The sequence below is a fragment of the Flavobacterium sp. ACN6 genome (genome assembly GCF_002304005.1).
GTDB lineage: Bacteria > Bacteroidota > Bacteroidia > Flavobacteriales > Flavobacteriaceae > Flavobacterium.
Genome location: NZ_MRCQ01000007.1, coordinates 39,500 through 55,782 on the forward strand (window position 1 = coordinate 39,500; position 16,283 = coordinate 55,782).

A 16,283-nucleotide genomic window follows, 5' to 3' on the forward strand; every position below is an offset into this window, starting at 1 on the left:
GTTTGTTTGTGATGCAAATATAATTGAAATTCTTATAGAAGAAAATAGTCACTAAGCATTTACAGCTTCAACCTTTATAGCCTCATCGTTCAACATGCTTTTAAGCATATTTTCGATACCGCTTTTTAAAGTAAATGTAGATGACGGACAACCGCTGCAAGCACCTTGTAAAAGTACTTTAACCGTTTTGTCTTCTTCATTATAAGATTCAAAAGCAATATTTCCTCCATCTGCTGCTACAGCTGGTTTTACATATTCTTCTAAGATGTTAATAATCTGCTGAGAAGTAACATCTAATTTGTCAAATGCTTCGTCTTTCGTTACTTCAATTTTTGTTGTAGTCTGAATTAGCGTTTCGTCTAAAACAGTTCCGCCGTTTTCTATAAATTGTTTGATGAATGTTCTTAGTTCTAATGTAATTTCAGACCAGTCATTGATTTCGTATTTTGTAACAGAAATGTAATTCTCGTCAATAAAGATTTCTTTTACATAAGGAAACTTAAACAATTCCTGCGCTAATGGAGAAGAAACAGTCTGATCGATATTTTTATATTCAACCGCATTACGAGTCAGCATTCTGCTCACTACAAATTTTAATGCAGAAGGATTAGGAGTCGTTTCTCCGTAAACGGTTATCGGTTGTTTTTTTGCTTTATTTTCATCAATTTTAATGATCACGCCGCCTTTTTCAACAAAAGCACTGATTTGTTCAGCAACCGCGTCTTTAACGTCGTCCCAATCAACAATGCTGTATCTTTCGATAGCAATAAAATTTCCTGATATATAAACAGTTTTAACAAACGGTAAATAGAATAACTGCTGTGCTAAAGGAGATGAATCTGCCTCATCGATATTTTTGAACTCAAAGTTTTGATTCTGAGTAATGAAATCTTCAAATTCAAACTTTAATATAGTAGGATTTTGAGTTTCTTTTATGGTGATTTTTGTCATGGTATTATATTTTTTGCAAATTTACTAAAGTTATTTTCTACTATTAGCTATATTTGATTTTTTAATAAAATAATTAAGACTCTTTTCAAATAAATCGTACTAAATTGCAGGAGTGAAAATTATATAGATACAAAATTGCCTTTATGAAATTAAAAATCAAGGTTTTATTAATTATTCTTATTACTTCATTCTATTCTTATTCTCAGGAAGGAATACCTGTGTATTCTGATTATTTGTCTGATAATTACTATTTAATTCACCCATCAATGGCTGGTGCGGCCAATTGTGCCAAGATCAGATTAACGGCCAGAAAACAATGGTTTGGTCAGGAAGATGCGCCATCTTTGCAGACACTAAGTTTTAATGGAAGAGTAGGAGAGCGTTCGGGTGCGGGGTTCATTGTTTTTAACGACAAAAATGGATATCATTCACAGAAAGGTGTAAAACTAACTTACGCGCATCATATTATGTTTTCTAGAGATGAAATTGATTTAAATCAGTTGTCATTTGGAATCAGCGGGGGATTAATACAAAGTCAATTGGACGAAACGAAATTTGGAGGAACTTTTGATCCTATTGTTTTTGGGTCTATCCAAAAAGATTCTTATTTCAATGTTGATGTTGGAGCATCTTATAATTTTCTGGATTTTTATGCACATGCAACGGTTCAGGGTTTATTAGAGACTAGAAGAGAGTTATATACAGATTATGAAAGTGATAATCTGAGAAAGTTTTTATTAAGTGTGGGATATGTTTTTGGAAAAAATGAAAATATCACGTGGGAACCTTCTATTCTTTTTCAGTTTTTCGATCAAACCAAAGAAAAAACACTCGATTTAAATTTAAAAGCCTATAAGAGTATGGATTTCGGAAGTCTTTGGGCAGCTCTTTCATATAGAAGAGGTTTTGATGGAGCCCAATATCTTTCTGGAAGTGGTGTTTCTTCTCAAAAATTACAATTTTTCACACCAATTGTTGGTGTTAATTTTAAGAACTTTATGTTTGCCTACACTTATTCTCAAGTAATGGGAGATGTAAAATTTGATACCGGCGGTTACCATCAAATTACTTTAGGAATTAATTTATTCTGTAAAAAAGCACGTTACGATTGTAACTGTCCTGCGATTAACTAAATTTTATTTTTTATGCTGATTAAATCTGTAAACGGAAAATCACCTTTGATTCCAGAGGATTGTTATGTTGCCGAAAATGCCACAATTGTAGGAGATGTCACTTTTGGTGATTCTTGCAGCGTTTGGTTTAATGCTGTTATTAGAGGAGATGTTCATTTTATTAAAATTGGCAATAAGGTAAACATTCAGGATGGAGCTGTTATTCACTGCACATATCAAAAACATCCCACTATAATTGGAAACAATGTTTCGATAGGTCATAACGCTATTGTACACGGCTGTACTATTCATGACAACGTTTTGATAGGAATGGGCGCTATAGTTATGGATAACTGCGTTGTAGAAAGTAACGCGATTATTGCTGCCGGAGCGGTGGTAACTCAAAACACTGTGGTAACTTCTGGAAGTATTTATGCTGGAGTTCCTGCCAAAAAAGTAAAAGATATTGATCAGTCGAATTTTGCAGGTGAAATTGAGCGCATTTCAAATAATTACGTAATGTATTCAAGCTGGTTTAAAAATGAAGATTGATTATAAAAAATTCCAATAATAAAAATTCCAAATTCCAAGAGATATGCCTTTTTGGAATTTGGAATTTTTCTTTTTTTGGAATTTAAAAATATCACAGGTTGATTTTTTCAAAGAAAGTACTTTTATAACTTTCGCTGATAGGAATTCGTTTATCGCTTATTAAAACTTTATTCTTCTGAATAGATTTTACATGTTTGATATTAATAATATACGATCTGTGAATTCTTGCAAACCCTTTATTCGAAAGCAGATTTTCTAATTTAATCAAACTTATTAAAGTCAAAATAAATTTATTATCTGTGGTGTAAATCTTAACGTAATCTTTTAGTCCTTCAATAAAAAGAATATCAGCAAAATTCAATTTTACATTTTCATATTCTGCACGAACAAACATAAAATCCTGTTCAATTTCTGGAGCATTTGTATTTTCAGAAAGGGCCTGATTTGCCATTGCGGGCTGTAAAACCTGTTGCGCTCTCACAACTGCTTTTAAAAACCGGTGAAAAGGAATTGGTTTTACTAAATAATCTACCGCACCAAGATTAAATCCTTCTACAGCATAATCAGAATAGGCAGTTGTAAAAATAACCAAAGGCTTTTTTTCGATTGTATTTAAAAAGTCAATTCCAGAAAAATGAGGCATTTGAATATCCAGAAAAACTAAATCAACATTATTCTGATTGATAAATGAAACGGCATCAATTGCATTGTTGAAAGAACTAATCAATTCAAGCGAGTCTATTTTTTTAACAAAATCCTGCAGTAATTCTACTGCTAAAGGCTCATCGTCAATAATTACACATTTCATTTTTTCCGAATTAAGGTTACATTTGTTTTGGCAGTCAAAAGTAATTTGAAACCAGTAAATTAAGTTCTAAAGTTTTCATAAAATACGGGTTAAGAAATCACAATTATGCGTTAACTGTAATAGTTTTAGTTAGAGTATAACCATCTGTTAGATTGCCAGTTATAGTTGCAAGCTCGTCAGATAAACTGTCTGAAAAAACATTATCTCTTGTATTGGCAGTATCGGCTTGTCCGTGGGCGGCATAATTTGTGCTGGAATATACTGTACTAGAAATGGTTTCTGGAAAAGCAATTTGAGTTACTAATAATGAACTTCCCGAACTCGATAAAACTTCAACATGCACATGTGGCGCTCTTCCTTGATACCAGCCTGGATAAATCGAAATAAAAGAAACATCTCCATTGGTGTCAGAAGTTTGTCTTCCTCTTAAAAAATGAACCGAAGTATAATCTGTCTGCTGCATTTGTGTACCGCCATATTCAGAATAATTTCCGTCTTTGTCGCAATGCCAGATATCAACTAAAACTCCCGAAAGAGGAGCACAGTCATTATTTTTGTTTTCAATCTTTAAATTAATCAGCAAGGCAATTCCAATTCGGTCAGATTTAATGTTTTCTAAAACCAGCTGACTTGGAGTTTTGATTGGAAAAGGACCTTTTGTTTCTGAAGGAGAAACAGTACAGCTCCCATCTCCAGAGTTGCCTGAGTCGGTTTCGTCATGATCGTTTTTTGAACATGATTCTAATAATGTTGAAGCTGTTGCTAACGAAGCAATGCCTAAAATACCATTTCGGATGAATTTTTTTCTGTCCATAATCAGTTTTGTTTAATGTATTGCGGTTTTAATTTCATCTAATTTTAAATTCAAATGAACTCGGTAATAGGCATTATCCTGAGTAATGGTTAGTTCGTGTGCGCTAGGGTATAATAAATCGAGACGACTTTGAATGTTTACCAATCCAATTCCCGAATTATCCGGGTCTTTTACATAATTTTCGATGGTATTCTCTATCCAAAAATCAAGATTATTATCTGTGATTAAGATTTTAATTTTTACGTGAGCAGCACCTTTATAATCTGTTCCATATTTAAAGGCATTTTCGACAAATGAAATCAATAATAATGGCTCGATAAATTTGTTTCTTGTATCGCCATGTACGTTAATTACAATGTCTTCAATGTTGTTTAATCTCAGTTTTTGCAGTTCAATATAATTCTGAATATAGTTTACCTCTTTTTCTAAAGCCACCGTTTTATTGTCTGTCTCGTAGAGCATATAGCGCATAAGTTCAGACAAGGTCACGATGGCATCAGGGACCAAATCAGATTTTTTGTGTGCCAAAGAATAAATACTATTTAATGAATTAAATAAGAAATGCGGATTGGTTTGTTTACGCAGGTATATTAATTCTGTATTCGTTCTATGTGTTTCGGCAATCAGCTTATTCTGCTGATTATTATAAAATTCAGTTAGTGTTCTAATAATTGCGCTGATTGTGATAATCAAAATATAGAAAAATGACGGGCCAATTTTAAAGAAAAGCGGTTGTCTCATCTCAATTCTAGGCGCCATTCTGTCCCGCGGAAAAAAATGCGGATCGTGCTGCATCATTTGCGGAGGCATAACATTTTCGGGTCTTAAATGTCTAAATTCAGGAATAAAATAGTTTATTCTGATAATCATAAACGCTGCTATAAGACCAAAGGCCACGATAAAATAGAGCCAGTATTTTTTTTGTAAAAGATAGATCGGAACCAGATAAAAATAGTTCAAATAGAACAATACAATCCCTGTTGCCCATTGCACATAAAAGTCATTGTTGATCTTAAATGGACTTTCGTAAAACTGAATTAACGAAGTCAAAATAAAGAAAACCCATATCGCACAATGAAATAAGATTCTGTTATAGCTGTTATTTTTAATGGTATCTATCTGCATTTACAATTTTATTTTTAATAAAATTAAATCTTTTTTGGTTACCGTTGGAGATAAGTTTTCTAGGAGTTTCTCTTTAACAAGATTGGCCGTTTTTATCGCATCGTTTTGTGTTGCAAAACTTTTGTTTTCACTTATCACCGGAATAATGGATTGCTTGATTACTATTTTTTCTTTGTATGAAATCGTGTATCCCCATCCAGAATTTGTTTTAAAAACATCAGATTTTAAAACTTCTTTTTTTGCGCACGAAGCAAAAAAAAGCAGGAATACAAAAAACATCAAATTCTTCTGGAAAGCGTTCCAGAAGAATTTTTTAATATTAATTATCATCGTCATTTTGTTCTTCTAATGGTCTAAACTCCCACGCATCATCAAAATATGTGGTGCCAATTCTTCCTAACATATAAAAACCACGATTATTAATTGCAAAACCTACAGCATCGGTTCTTGTAGCGCCTTCCATTGGAGTTCTTTCAACCCATAAATCAGTTGTTGGGTTGTATTCCCAAATTGTTTTTATATTTTCTCCTCCTACAACATATCCTAATCCATTCATAGAAAAACTTGATGCATTAGAACGTACGATTGCATACTCATCATTATACGTGTAATCATCGTCGGTATCTTTATCAATATCTCTTTTTCTAGTCCAAACATCAGTTGATGGATCAAATTCCCAAAAATCTTCTTGATAAACTCCGTTATTTACACCAGTTGCCAAATACGCTTTATCAGCAATTACAAAAACTGTTGCATTACGTCTTTTGTTTCCACTAAAACCATTTACGAGTGTCCATGTATTAGCTTGGTCATCATATTGATAAAAGTCTTTCAAATAATTTCCATCATAACCAGTGCCAAAATAAGCTTTACCACCAGCTTGAAAACCAACTGCTGCATAACGACCCGTTCCTGCAAAATCAGTTTTTTGTGTCCAGCTGTTCGCAGTAGGATCATATTGATAAAAATCTTTCAGTTTATTTGTTCCGTCGTAACCAAGGCCAACATATCCTTTATCATTTAATGCAAAGCTAGAAGCAGAACTTCTTCCTACGCCGGCAAAATCTGCTTTTTGTTCCCAATAATCACCAGTTGAGTTATAAGCCCATAAATCTTTTAAGTAAACATCGCCTGTATAACCTCCGGCAACATAAGCATAATCGCCAATAACGAAACTTGTCGCACTAGATCTTGCAGGACCATCAAAGGCCGATTTTTTAATCCAGTTTCCCATTAAATCGTCATCATCATCGTCATTACTGCAGCTTATAAAAAAGAGGCTCGAAAAAAGAGCGGTGAATAAAATTCCTTTTTTTAGATTAATCATAGTGTATTTAATTATTTATTGTTTGTATTTGATCCCCAATCCTAAAATGTAACCGTTCCCCGAATTATAGTCGTAAACTTTATGGTTACTATTGTCTAATAAGTTGTATTTTTTATTAAAATCATAACCCGCTTTGAAATTTAAAAACCAATTGCCAGCTGCGTTTCTTTCATACTCAAGGGCAGTTGTCATTTGCGATAAAACTGCTTTTTCGGCACTGTTATTTTTGTCAGATGTCTCATCCAAATGATAGAAATTTCCATTGAAACTATTGGTCAGACTGAATTTATTTCGGTCATTATTTGAATATGAAATTTTTGAATCTGGAAATCCAATTTTCAGATTGGTTTTCTCATTCATTTTATAATCAAAAGCAACAATCGGAGTAAATTTTGGTGCACCAAAAATTGAGGTTCGGCCCGCCCCAAGTATTACATTTAATTTTGAACTGATTTGCTGTTTTATCTCCAGATTTCCTAAAACAGTAAGAGCTGAAAAATCTAAATTTCCTTGAAAATTTGCTGTTGGAACAACCGAAAAGCCCCATTTTGTTTTTTCTGATATTTCGCCCGAATATTCAAATGTGTTTTGAATTTGGTTGAATTTATCCTGATCTGCATAAAAATTATAAGGATTAAATTCATAGTTCACTTTCAAATTCGAATAGGATAATGTGTTCGTTATTTTATTTTTTGTTCCTAATTGTTTCTGATAAAAAAGGGCAGCATCTGTTGTGTTAAAATTTATTTTTTCTGTCGGCTCAGTTTTGATATTGAAATAAGCACCAAAACTTTCCTGCGCTTTCATGGTTAAAAACGAAATCAAAAAAAGAGAACAAATTAAAAACCGTACTTTCATTATTTATTTTATTGGCTCAAAATTAGGTGGATGACTCTCTTAAAAAAAAGAAGATATATATATGAGGTGTTTTGATAGACAAAATCGTCTTTTTTAAGGTCGAATTAAATTTTACCAGACGAATTGGTATTATAGATAATTTTGTACGATCTGTAGCTTAAAAATGCGCGATAGTATATGTTATAGTGTGTCGCGAAAGCTTGCATTTTATATTTGCTCAAAAAATAAATTATGCACAAGTTTATATTGATTCTTCTTTTTGTACTAACCTTATTTTCATGCGGTACAGACACAGATACGGGTGAGTTTACTGTCGGTTCAGATTATTTGGCTTTAAGCAATAAAGTGATTATGATTGATACTGTTACAGTCGAGATGTCAACTATAAATTTTGATTCGCTTATTACCTCAAGCCGAAGCAGAATTTTGATCGGAAATTATGATGATCCAATTTTCGGAAAAGTGAAGTCAGACAGCTATTTTCAGCTTTCTACGACTACCTACGCATTAAATGGCGCCTCTTCAGATACACAAGCGATAAATTATGTTTTTGATTCGATTTCCATGATTCTTAAATATGATAATTATTATTACGGAGATACCACAAAGGTTCAAACTTTTAATATTCATCGACTAATTCAAAAAGTGAAACCTAATACCGATAACGACAGCTTTTACAATAATTCAACTTTAAGCTACAGTCCAGAAAGCCTCGGTAAAATATCTTTTACGCCAAGGCCTACTCAAAAAGATTCTATTAATATTAAAATGGATGACGAATTTGGAGAGGCACTTTTTCAAAAAATTAAAAAAAGAGAAATTACAGATTTTGACAGTTTTACAGAATATTTAAAGGGACTTGTTTTAGTTCCCGAAACAGGCGGTTCTTCTAATGTCATAGGATTTAGCGTGCCAACAAGTAAAGTGCGGATGTATTATTCTAAATACCGTGCAGATGCAGATGAGCTTTCCTATATAATTGACTTTACGATCGCCGATATTGCAAAACAGTTTAACTCTATTTCGTTGGATAAAACAGGAACGTTATTGCAAAATCTCCCCATTTCCAGCAGTTATCTCCCAAGTACGGTGACCAGTAATCAAGGATTTATTCAGTCGGGGACTGGTGTGGCGTGTCGAATCGATTTCCCCAATATTAAGCAGTTTAAAAAGATATCGACGAATGGGGCGATCGTCAATGCAGAACTGATTCTGAAACCAGTAAACAATTCATATTCTGAGAAATATCCTTTAGAAGATTCCCTTGCAGTTTACGTAGGCGATAATCTGAATAGAGTAAGTGGTGCATTGGTAAATTCTGCGGGTACAACTGTTTATGGGTTATTAAATAAGAAGAGTGATGAGTTCAACGAAAATGTTGCGTATACCATTCCTATTGGAAGTTTTCTCCAAAGCGAAATGCTCAAAACATCAGATTCGAGATCGTCTCTAATATTAACGCTGCCGGGAATTTCCAAATCTGTTGACCGAATCGTTTTGGCAGATCAAAAAAACGCGAACAATAAAATTCAGCTCAAAGTTTATTACATCTCTTATTAAATGAAAAATAAAATAATTTTATGGAGCTGCTTCATTTTAATGTCGCTGACTTCGTTTGCTCAAAGTATTTCCAGCTCTCCGTATTCATTGTATGGAGTGGGAAGTTTGTATGAATCAGATTTTGGTTATCTGCCGTCGACAGGTTCTTCTGGAATTGCCCTGCCTTCGGATATTTTTATTAATAATTTAAATCCGGCATCTTTGGGATTTATGTACCAAAATCACTTTCTATTTGATATAGGAGGAAAAGCAATAGCAACAACCTATCAAAGTGGAAATAGATCAGAGAAACGAAATAATTTTCAATTTTCGCATATTGCTTTTGCTTTTCCAGTAACTAAAAAATCTGGTTTTAGCCTTTCGCTTCGTCCTTATTCCAGTTCCGTTTTTAAAATCTCAAATTTAAAACTTCCTATAGCAGATAGTCAGGAATATTATTATTTGACCGCTCAAGGATCCGGCGGATTAAATAATTTGGATTTCTCGTATGGATACCGATTTGGAAAAAAATTGACGTTGGGAGCAACAGGAACTGTTCTTTTTGGAAACACAGTTGATGATCGTGCTTTTTTAATTGCAAATACAATTACAACAATACATAAAAAAACAGATTACAGTGGAGTTCGCGCCATATTAGGTGCGCAATATAAAGTAGATTCTACTTTTACAATTGGTACAACGTTTAAGGCTCCTACAAGGGTAAAGGCTTCTAAAGTACAGTCTGTAACCAGTATTGCAGATGAAGTAGAAACTTCTGTAGAAACCGATAAAGCTTCGGATACGGACGACTATTATATGCCATTAGAAATGGGCTTTGGAATCAGCAAGCGATTTAAAAATAATTTGAACGTAACTTTAGATTACGAAAAAAGCTTTTGGGAAGACACGAAACAGTCGGAACTATATGGTGATTTTGTGAATCAAGATCGTTTTGCACTAGGATTTACTTACAGCACCAAAAAGAATGTCCGAAAATATTGGGATAGAGTAGGCTATGCTGCAGGTTTAAGTTATGATACAGGATATCTCGAAGTTGATGGAAAACGCGTGAACAATGCATCCTTTTCAATTGGACTTAATCTTCCTGTAGATAATACTTTTTCTACTCTAAATGTTTCGTATTCTTACGGTCAAAAAGGAAGAATAGCAAATGATCTGATAAAAGAAAATTACCATAAAATTTCGCTTAATTTATCGCTGGACGGAATTTGGTTCGTAAAACGAAAGATTGAATAATACCTTAAAAGTCTTTTCTTATTACGGGATATTTATATTCTAAAATTGACTCTAATACTTTAGGGTTAGAATTGACATAAAAAATAGGATCATTTTCGGTAGTATCTGAAAACCCTACTTTATCTCGAAGTAAATTTTTTGTTTGTCTCGCAACAGCTTCTCCTGAATCAATTATCTTAATATGATCTGGGAGAATTTTTTTTATCTGTGGAATTAAATAAGGATAATGACTGCATCCTAAAACAAGATAATCGATATTAGCTTCGATCATAGGCTGTAAATACGATTCTAGCAGCTGCGTCATTTCTAGAGAATAGAGATTTCCGTCTTCAATAAGCTGTACAAGTCCGTGACCCACTTGCTCAATTATTGTGGTGTGTTGAAACATCTCTGCAGTCTTATTGAATAACTCACTATTTAAAGTTCCTTTGGTAGCCAGGATTCCTATTACCTGAGTTTGCGAATTATTTGCTGCAGGTTTAATTGCAGGCTCAATTCCAACAAACGGAATGTCATACTCTGCTCTAAGTTCAAATATTGCATTTGTTGTAGCCGTATTGCAGGCAACAACAATTAATTTGCAATTATTCTCTAGTAAAAACTCAACATTTTTTTTGCTCAATTCAACAATTTCATCTTTAGTTTTTTGACCATAAGGGGCATTTTTGCTGTCTGCCAGATATATGGTTTTTTCGTTTGGAAGAAGATCGTGAATGGCGCTCCAGATTGAAGTTCCGCCAATTCCAGAATCAAAAACGCCTATAGGATTGTTGTTTGTCATAAAGCAAATTTAATATTTTTAGTATAATATTTGTTACTCTAAGTTAATTCAAATCTAGAAATTATACGAGAGATTGGTTTTAATTTTTTGTAAAAAAAAACTGCTCAAATATAACATTGAGCAGTTTAATTATACGAGTTGGAATTTCTTAGAATCCTAAATCTTTTTTAACGTCAGCTGTTACGTTTGGACCATCAGCTAATAATAAAGTAGAACCATCTAAAACATATTGGAAACCTTTAGCTTTTCCAACTTTTTGGATAGAAGCTCTAACTTTTTCCATTAATGGTTTAACGATATCAGTTTCTTTTTGTTGTAGTTCTTTTTGCGCATTGTCTCTGTAATCAACAATTCTTTTTTGCATATCTTGAACTTCTTTAGAACGCTCACCGTTAACAGCATCAGTTACTGTAGCAGCTTCTGCTTCATACTTTTTGATTTTTACTTGATATTCATCAACCATCTTTTTGTATTCAGCATCATATGTTCCACTTAATTTTTGCAGCTGATTTTGAGCATCTAGCATAGCAGGCATTTTCGACATAATCTCGCTGACATCAACATGAGCTACCTTCGCTTGTGCGTTCATTGTGTTACTTGCTCCTAAAATAAGAATTGCAGCAATTAGTAAAGTTTTGATTTGTTTCATCATTTTTAAAAATATTAATTAATTATTGGTCGTATTTGTTTTCTGTGTTTCGGCTTCTTTTGCTTTTTTAGCCGCTTCTCTTTCTTCTAAAATTTTCTTTCTCTTTTCTTCTAATTCTTTTTTACGCTGTTCGTAAAGTAATTGTCTTTCTTCTGCTTTTGTCATCGCAGGCTCGGCTACTGGTGCTCCATCTGATCCTGTTTCGGCAGGTTTTGAAGTTGAATTAGTTTTCGAACCTTCTGTTGGGGCAGGTGTTTCTGCCGCTGTTTTAGCTGTTCCAGAAACCGTGCCATTTTTTTTAGCTTCTCTTTCGGCTGCTATGGCATTTCTTCTGTCCTCGTATTCTTTCTTCTTAGCTTCCTGTTCTAATTTTCGATCTTGAATTAATTTCTCTCTTGCCGCTTTTTTCTCGTCAAGCGCCTTCTGACGATCTGCCATTGCTGGGTTGTCATCTATTGCATTTTCAAGATTCTCTTTAGCTTCTTGCTCTTTCAATTGTTTTTTTGTCAGCTGCTCACGTTTTTCTGTACGGTTTAAAACTCGTAGAACTTGATCGCTAATATCAAATCTTTTATTACTGAAAAGCATGGTTAGATCTGATGATCTATCAAAAACAAAATCGTAATTTTTTGCTTCTGCAATATCTTGGACAGCAGTGAAAACTTGATCTTGAATTGGTTTGGCCAATGCTGCTTTTTGTCGCATTAAATTTCCATCAGAACCAAATTGCTTCTGCTGATAATCCATCATTTCTTGTTCAAGAAACTTAATTTCTGTTTCTCTTTCTTCAATTAATTCTTTGGTCAATAAAGCTTTCTCTGCTTTTAAATTTTCCTTTAATGTATTTATATTTAATTTTTTGGCTTCAACTTCTTGTTTCCACTTTTGGGCTTTTAACTCCAATTGTGACTTAGCTTCTTTGTAATCGGAAACATTTTCTAAAATATATTCCATGTCGATGTAGCCAATTCTAGTCGTCTTACCTTGCGCCTGACTTGTATTTGCTACAATCAAGGCTAAAAATATAAATAAAAATTGTTTTCTCATAACATAACTTTATTTGATGATTTTTAACCAAACGTTATTTCTTTAAAATTGTTGTCCAATAATAAAGTGAGTTTCCCATCCATTAGCTTTTGTTTGTCCAGGAAGAGCATCAAAACCGTAACCAAAGTCAATACCTAACAATCCAAAAGCAGGCATAAATACACGTAAACCAGCACCAGCAGAACGATTCAAATCAAAAGGATTGTAATCTTTAAATGTTGGATATGATGAACCAGCTTCTAAGAATGTTAAAGCATATATAGAAGCAGATGCTTTTAATGTAATTGGATAACGTAACTCCATTGAGAATTTATTATAAATTGTTGCTCCAATAGGATCACCAACAGAGTTAACAGGGGTTAATGAGTTATTTGGATAACCTCTTAACTGAATAGTTTCTCTACCATCCATTGAGTAGTTTGCCATACCATCTCCACCTAAGTAAAAACGCTCAAAAGGAATTACACCTCTATCTTGATTGTAAGCACCTAAGAAACCAAATTCTGTCAATGTTCTTAATACTAACTTTCCATAAACTTTAGTATACCAATCTCCTTTAAATTTAACTTTATAGTACTCCAGCCAATTGTATTTTTTCTGATCAACTTTAGCAATATCTGTATCTGCACTTGAATAATCAGATCCTACACTTACATAACCAGTTTGTCCGTTTACTGTTTCTGTTTTAACATAATCACCATTGTTAAGTGGTTTTCCGTCTACACCACTTCCTGATGTACCAGTATATTGTGTTTTATAATCTTTTTGGTTTTGTAAATCTCCGTAATCAACTCCATTAAATAAAGAATAAGGAGCTGTAAACTTAGCAGAAATACTAAACTCAGAACCATACATTGGGAATATTGGGTTTACCCCTTTATTACTTCTTGAAAGTCCTATCGTATAAGCTAAGTTTCTAGATGCACCATTACCAAAGGTAAATAAACCTGTATTATAATTATTCAAATCATAATGCTGATAACTTACAGATTGTGATAATACAAAGTAGTCATCTGGAACAGTTAATCGTTTAGCTAAACCAACTTGTACTGTAAAAATATTAAAACTTTTGTTTCTATCAACGGTTCTAGTAATGTAATTGTTAAGAAATTGCTTACTGTAAGAAATCGATGAACTAAATTGTACTGGTTTCTTTCCTCCAAACCAAGGTTCTGAGAAAGAGACACTATACGTTTGGAAATAGGTACTTCCTTGTAAACGAAGTGCAACTTTTTGCCCATCTCCCATTGGTAAAGGCTTATAAGCTTCTTTATCAAATAGTTTTCTTGCCGAGAAGTTGTTAAACGATAGTCCTAATGTTCCGATGAAACCACCACCGCCGTAACCTCCTTGAAGTTCGACCTGGCTAGATCCTTTTTCTACAACATTGTATTCGATATCAACAGTTCCTGCTCCAGCATCTACGTTTTTGAATTTTGGATCAATAGCTTCTGGGTCGAAGAAACCTAATTGTCCAATTTCACGAATAGTTCTTACTAACTGTTCTTTACTATATTTTTCACCTGGTTTTGTTCTTAACTCACGGTAAATAACATGGTCATTTGTTTTGTCGTTTCCAACAACTGTAATCTTGTTGAAATAGGCAATTGGACCTTCTGTAACTCTAATCTCAAAATCGATTGTATCGTTAACAGTTTTAACCTCTACAGCGTTAATATTTGAGAATAAATAACCATTATTTTGGTATAAATTGGTAATATCTTCTGCGTCTGGTTTTGTTTTATCAGCGATTCTTTTTTCTAATAAAACACCATTGTAAGTTTCTCCTTTTTTAATTCCTAAATAACGGCTTAAAAGTTGATCTGAATAAACAGTATTTCCTAAGAACTTAATATTTCCAAAATAGTATTTGTTTCCTTCTTCTACATTAATCTTAATGGCAAGCGTGTTTTTCTCCTTATTATATTTCACAGAATCGTATATAATACGAGCATCACGATATCCTTTTTCTTTATAAGAAGCGATAACTTTTTCTAAGTCGGTTTTGTATTTTTCTGGAATAAATTTAGAAGCTTTAAAGACACGGATAAAGTTTTTCTGTTTGGTATCTTTCATTGCAGAACGAAGCTGGCTTCCTGTAAGCTGCTTGTTTCCAGTAAAGTCAATACTGCTTATTTTTACTTTATCTCCTTTATCTATTCGAACAAGCATATTAACTTGATGTCCGTTGATAGTATCTGGAGTATTGGTTATAGTAACTTTTGTATTATAAAAACCTTCTTTTTTGTATTTGTTTTCAATGTAGTTTTTAGTCGTAGTAATTAAGTTTTCATTGACAATTTTGTTTTTTGTCAAATTGTTATCCTTAATTAAAGCTTCTACTTTGCTTTTTTTGACTCCAACGAATTTAACTTCGTTCAATTTGGGAAGTTCGATAATATTTAAATCTAAATAAATACTATCATTTTCTACCTTATTAACATAGAAAGCAATCTCATCAAAAAGGCCTAGTTTACCTAATTTTTTAATTGCACTACTAATTTCTTCTCCAGGTACTGTGATTTCCTGACCTTTTTGAAGGCCTGAAAAGGTTACAACGGTCTGTTCATTGAAGCTTATTTTACCAACAACGGAAACTTTGGCCAGAATATATTTTTTTCCTTGATCAAAAGGAACTCTTTCTTGTGCTTTAACTTGTGAAAAACTACCCAAAAGTAATAGGGTAAGGGCTATTTGTATTTTTTTTTGCAACACTAAAAAATTATTTAATTTGTTCACTGGTCTTTCCAAATCTACGTTCTCTTTTTTGATAACTAATAATAGCCTCATATAAATCTTGGTCTTTAAAGTCTGGCCACAAGACATTAGTAAAATACAATTCTGCGTAGGCGATCTGCCACAGCAAAAAATTACTTATTCTATGTTCTCCACTTGTTCGTATTAATAAATCTACGTCTGGTAAATTTTGCGTGTAAAGATGCTCATTTATAATTGAATCGTCAATATTGTCTATTGAAATTATATTATTTTTAACTTTATCACTAATAGCCTTTACAGCATTTACCAGCTCCTCTCTAGATCCATAGCTTAAAGCAAGAGTAAGAGTTAATCGAGAATTGTTTTTGGTTTTTTCGATAACATCCAAAAGTTCTTTTTGGGCTGTTTTTGGTAATTTATCAAGATTTCCAATTGCATTAAGTCGAATATTGTTTTCTTGAAGTGTAACAAGCTCTTTTTTTAATGAATTAATCAATATTTTCATCAATGCCTGCACCTCAATTTTTGGGCGGTTCCAATTTTCTGTAGAGAAAGCGTACAGCGTTAAATATTCAATTCCCAGCTTGGCCGAAGTCTTGATTATTTCTTTTACTGATTTTGTGCCGTTTTCATGTCCAAACGCACGCAGGAAGCCTTGTTGTTTTGCCCAGCGTCCGTTACCGTCCATAATAATGGCCAGGTGTTTTGGCAAGTTTGTGTGATCTATCGATTCTATTAAATTCAT

General features: G+C 33.2%; 16 protein-coding genes. 4 read left to right on the top strand and 12 right to left on the bottom strand.

Annotated features, from left to right (window positions below; genetic code table 11):
• Positions 1 to 51: 51 nt before the first annotated feature.
• Positions 52 to 951 (bottom strand): NifU family protein, encoded by a 900-nt coding sequence (locus BSF42_RS12145; protein ID WP_095953370.1) that lies wholly within the window; start codon positions 949 to 951, stop codon positions 52 to 54.
• A gap of 143 nt (positions 952 to 1,094) precedes the next feature.
• Between BSF42_RS12145 and BSF42_RS12150 the strand changes: the two genes are divergently transcribed.
• Positions 1,095 to 2,084: a type IX secretion system membrane protein PorP/SprF gene (locus tag BSF42_RS12150; protein ID WP_095953371.1), complete on the top strand. Its 990-nt coding sequence runs from the start codon at positions 1,095 to 1,097 to the stop codon at positions 2,082 to 2,084.
• A 12-nt stretch (positions 2,085 to 2,096) separates the two neighbouring features.
• A complete protein-coding gene (locus BSF42_RS12155; RefSeq protein ID WP_095953372.1) occupies positions 2,097 to 2,615 on the top strand; it encodes a gamma carbonic anhydrase family protein in 519 nt (172 codons plus the stop codon).
• A gap of 91 nt (positions 2,616 to 2,706) precedes the next feature.
• Here BSF42_RS12155 and BSF42_RS12160 read toward each other — a convergent pair whose 3' ends face one another.
• The 6 genes from BSF42_RS12160 to BSF42_RS12185 form a co-directional block, all read right to left on the bottom strand.
• Positions 2,707 to 3,423, bottom strand: a complete 717-nt coding sequence (locus tag BSF42_RS12160) for a LytTR family DNA-binding domain-containing protein (protein WP_095953373.1) — start codon at positions 3,421 to 3,423, stop codon at positions 2,707 to 2,709.
• Between the two features lie 103 nt (positions 3,424 to 3,526).
• Positions 3,527 to 4,237 (bottom strand): intradiol ring-cleavage dioxygenase, encoded by a 711-nt coding sequence (locus BSF42_RS12165; RefSeq protein WP_095953374.1) that lies wholly within the window; start codon positions 4,235 to 4,237, stop codon positions 3,527 to 3,529.
• Between the two features lie 12 nt (positions 4,238 to 4,249).
• Entirely contained in the window at positions 4,250 to 5,362 is a 1,113-nt protein-coding gene (locus BSF42_RS12170; RefSeq protein ID WP_095953375.1) for a sensor histidine kinase, read from the bottom strand.
• Complete coding sequence (locus BSF42_RS12175; RefSeq protein ID WP_172426678.1) at positions 5,363 to 5,692, bottom strand: DUF4907 domain-containing protein; 330 nt, start codon at positions 5,690 to 5,692, stop codon at positions 5,363 to 5,365.
• Positions 5,682 to 6,689 (bottom strand): kelch repeat-containing protein, encoded by a 1,008-nt coding sequence (locus BSF42_RS12180; protein WP_095953377.1) that lies wholly within the window; start codon positions 6,687 to 6,689, stop codon positions 5,682 to 5,684. Before BSF42_RS12180 ends, BSF42_RS12175 begins: the two co-directional genes overlap by 11 nt.
• A gap of 15 nt (positions 6,690 to 6,704) precedes the next feature.
• The gene (locus tag BSF42_RS12185; protein WP_095953378.1) at positions 6,705 to 7,547 is read right to left on the bottom strand and encodes a DUF6268 family outer membrane beta-barrel protein; all 843 of its coding nucleotides are present in this window, start codon (positions 7,545 to 7,547) and stop codon (positions 6,705 to 6,707) included.
• A 231-nt stretch (positions 7,548 to 7,778) separates the two neighbouring features.
• Here BSF42_RS12185 and BSF42_RS12190 point away from each other — a divergent pair, with 231 nt between their 5' ends.
• Together BSF42_RS12190 and BSF42_RS12195 are read left to right on the top strand one after the other, a co-directional pair.
• A complete protein-coding gene (locus BSF42_RS12190; RefSeq protein ID WP_095953379.1) occupies positions 7,779 to 9,107 on the top strand; it encodes a DUF4270 family protein in 1,329 nt (442 codons plus the stop codon).
• Positions 9,108 to 10,343, top strand: coding sequence for an aromatic hydrocarbon degradation protein (locus tag BSF42_RS12195; RefSeq protein ID WP_095953380.1), 1,236 nt, complete (start codon positions 9,108 to 9,110; stop codon positions 10,341 to 10,343).
• A gap of 4 nt (positions 10,344 to 10,347) precedes the next feature.
• On the opposite strand, the gene murI is transcribed toward BSF42_RS12195, so the two are convergent.
• From murI to BSF42_RS12220, 5 genes are all read right to left on the bottom strand, one after another.
• On the bottom strand, positions 10,348 to 11,124 hold the full coding sequence (murI, locus tag BSF42_RS12200; RefSeq protein WP_095953381.1) for a glutamate racemase: 777 nt from the start codon (positions 11,122 to 11,124) through the stop codon (positions 10,348 to 10,350).
• Between the two features lie 148 nt (positions 11,125 to 11,272).
• Positions 11,273 to 11,776 (bottom strand): OmpH family outer membrane protein, encoded by a 504-nt coding sequence (locus BSF42_RS12205; RefSeq protein WP_172426679.1) that lies wholly within the window; start codon positions 11,774 to 11,776, stop codon positions 11,273 to 11,275.
• Positions 11,777 to 11,791: 15 nt separating this feature from the next.
• Positions 11,792 to 12,820, bottom strand: a complete 1,029-nt coding sequence (locus tag BSF42_RS12210) for an OmpH family outer membrane protein (protein WP_095953382.1) — start codon at positions 12,818 to 12,820, stop codon at positions 11,792 to 11,794.
• A 42-nt stretch (positions 12,821 to 12,862) separates the two neighbouring features.
• On the bottom strand, positions 12,863 to 15,610 hold the full coding sequence (locus BSF42_RS12215; protein ID WP_095953383.1) for an outer membrane protein assembly factor: 2,748 nt from the start codon (positions 15,608 to 15,610) through the stop codon (positions 12,863 to 12,865).
• On the bottom strand, positions 15,543 to 16,283 hold the full coding sequence (locus BSF42_RS12220) for an isoprenyl transferase (protein WP_095953574.1): 741 nt from the start codon (positions 16,281 to 16,283) through the stop codon (positions 15,543 to 15,545). Before BSF42_RS12220 ends, BSF42_RS12215 begins: the two co-directional genes overlap by 68 nt.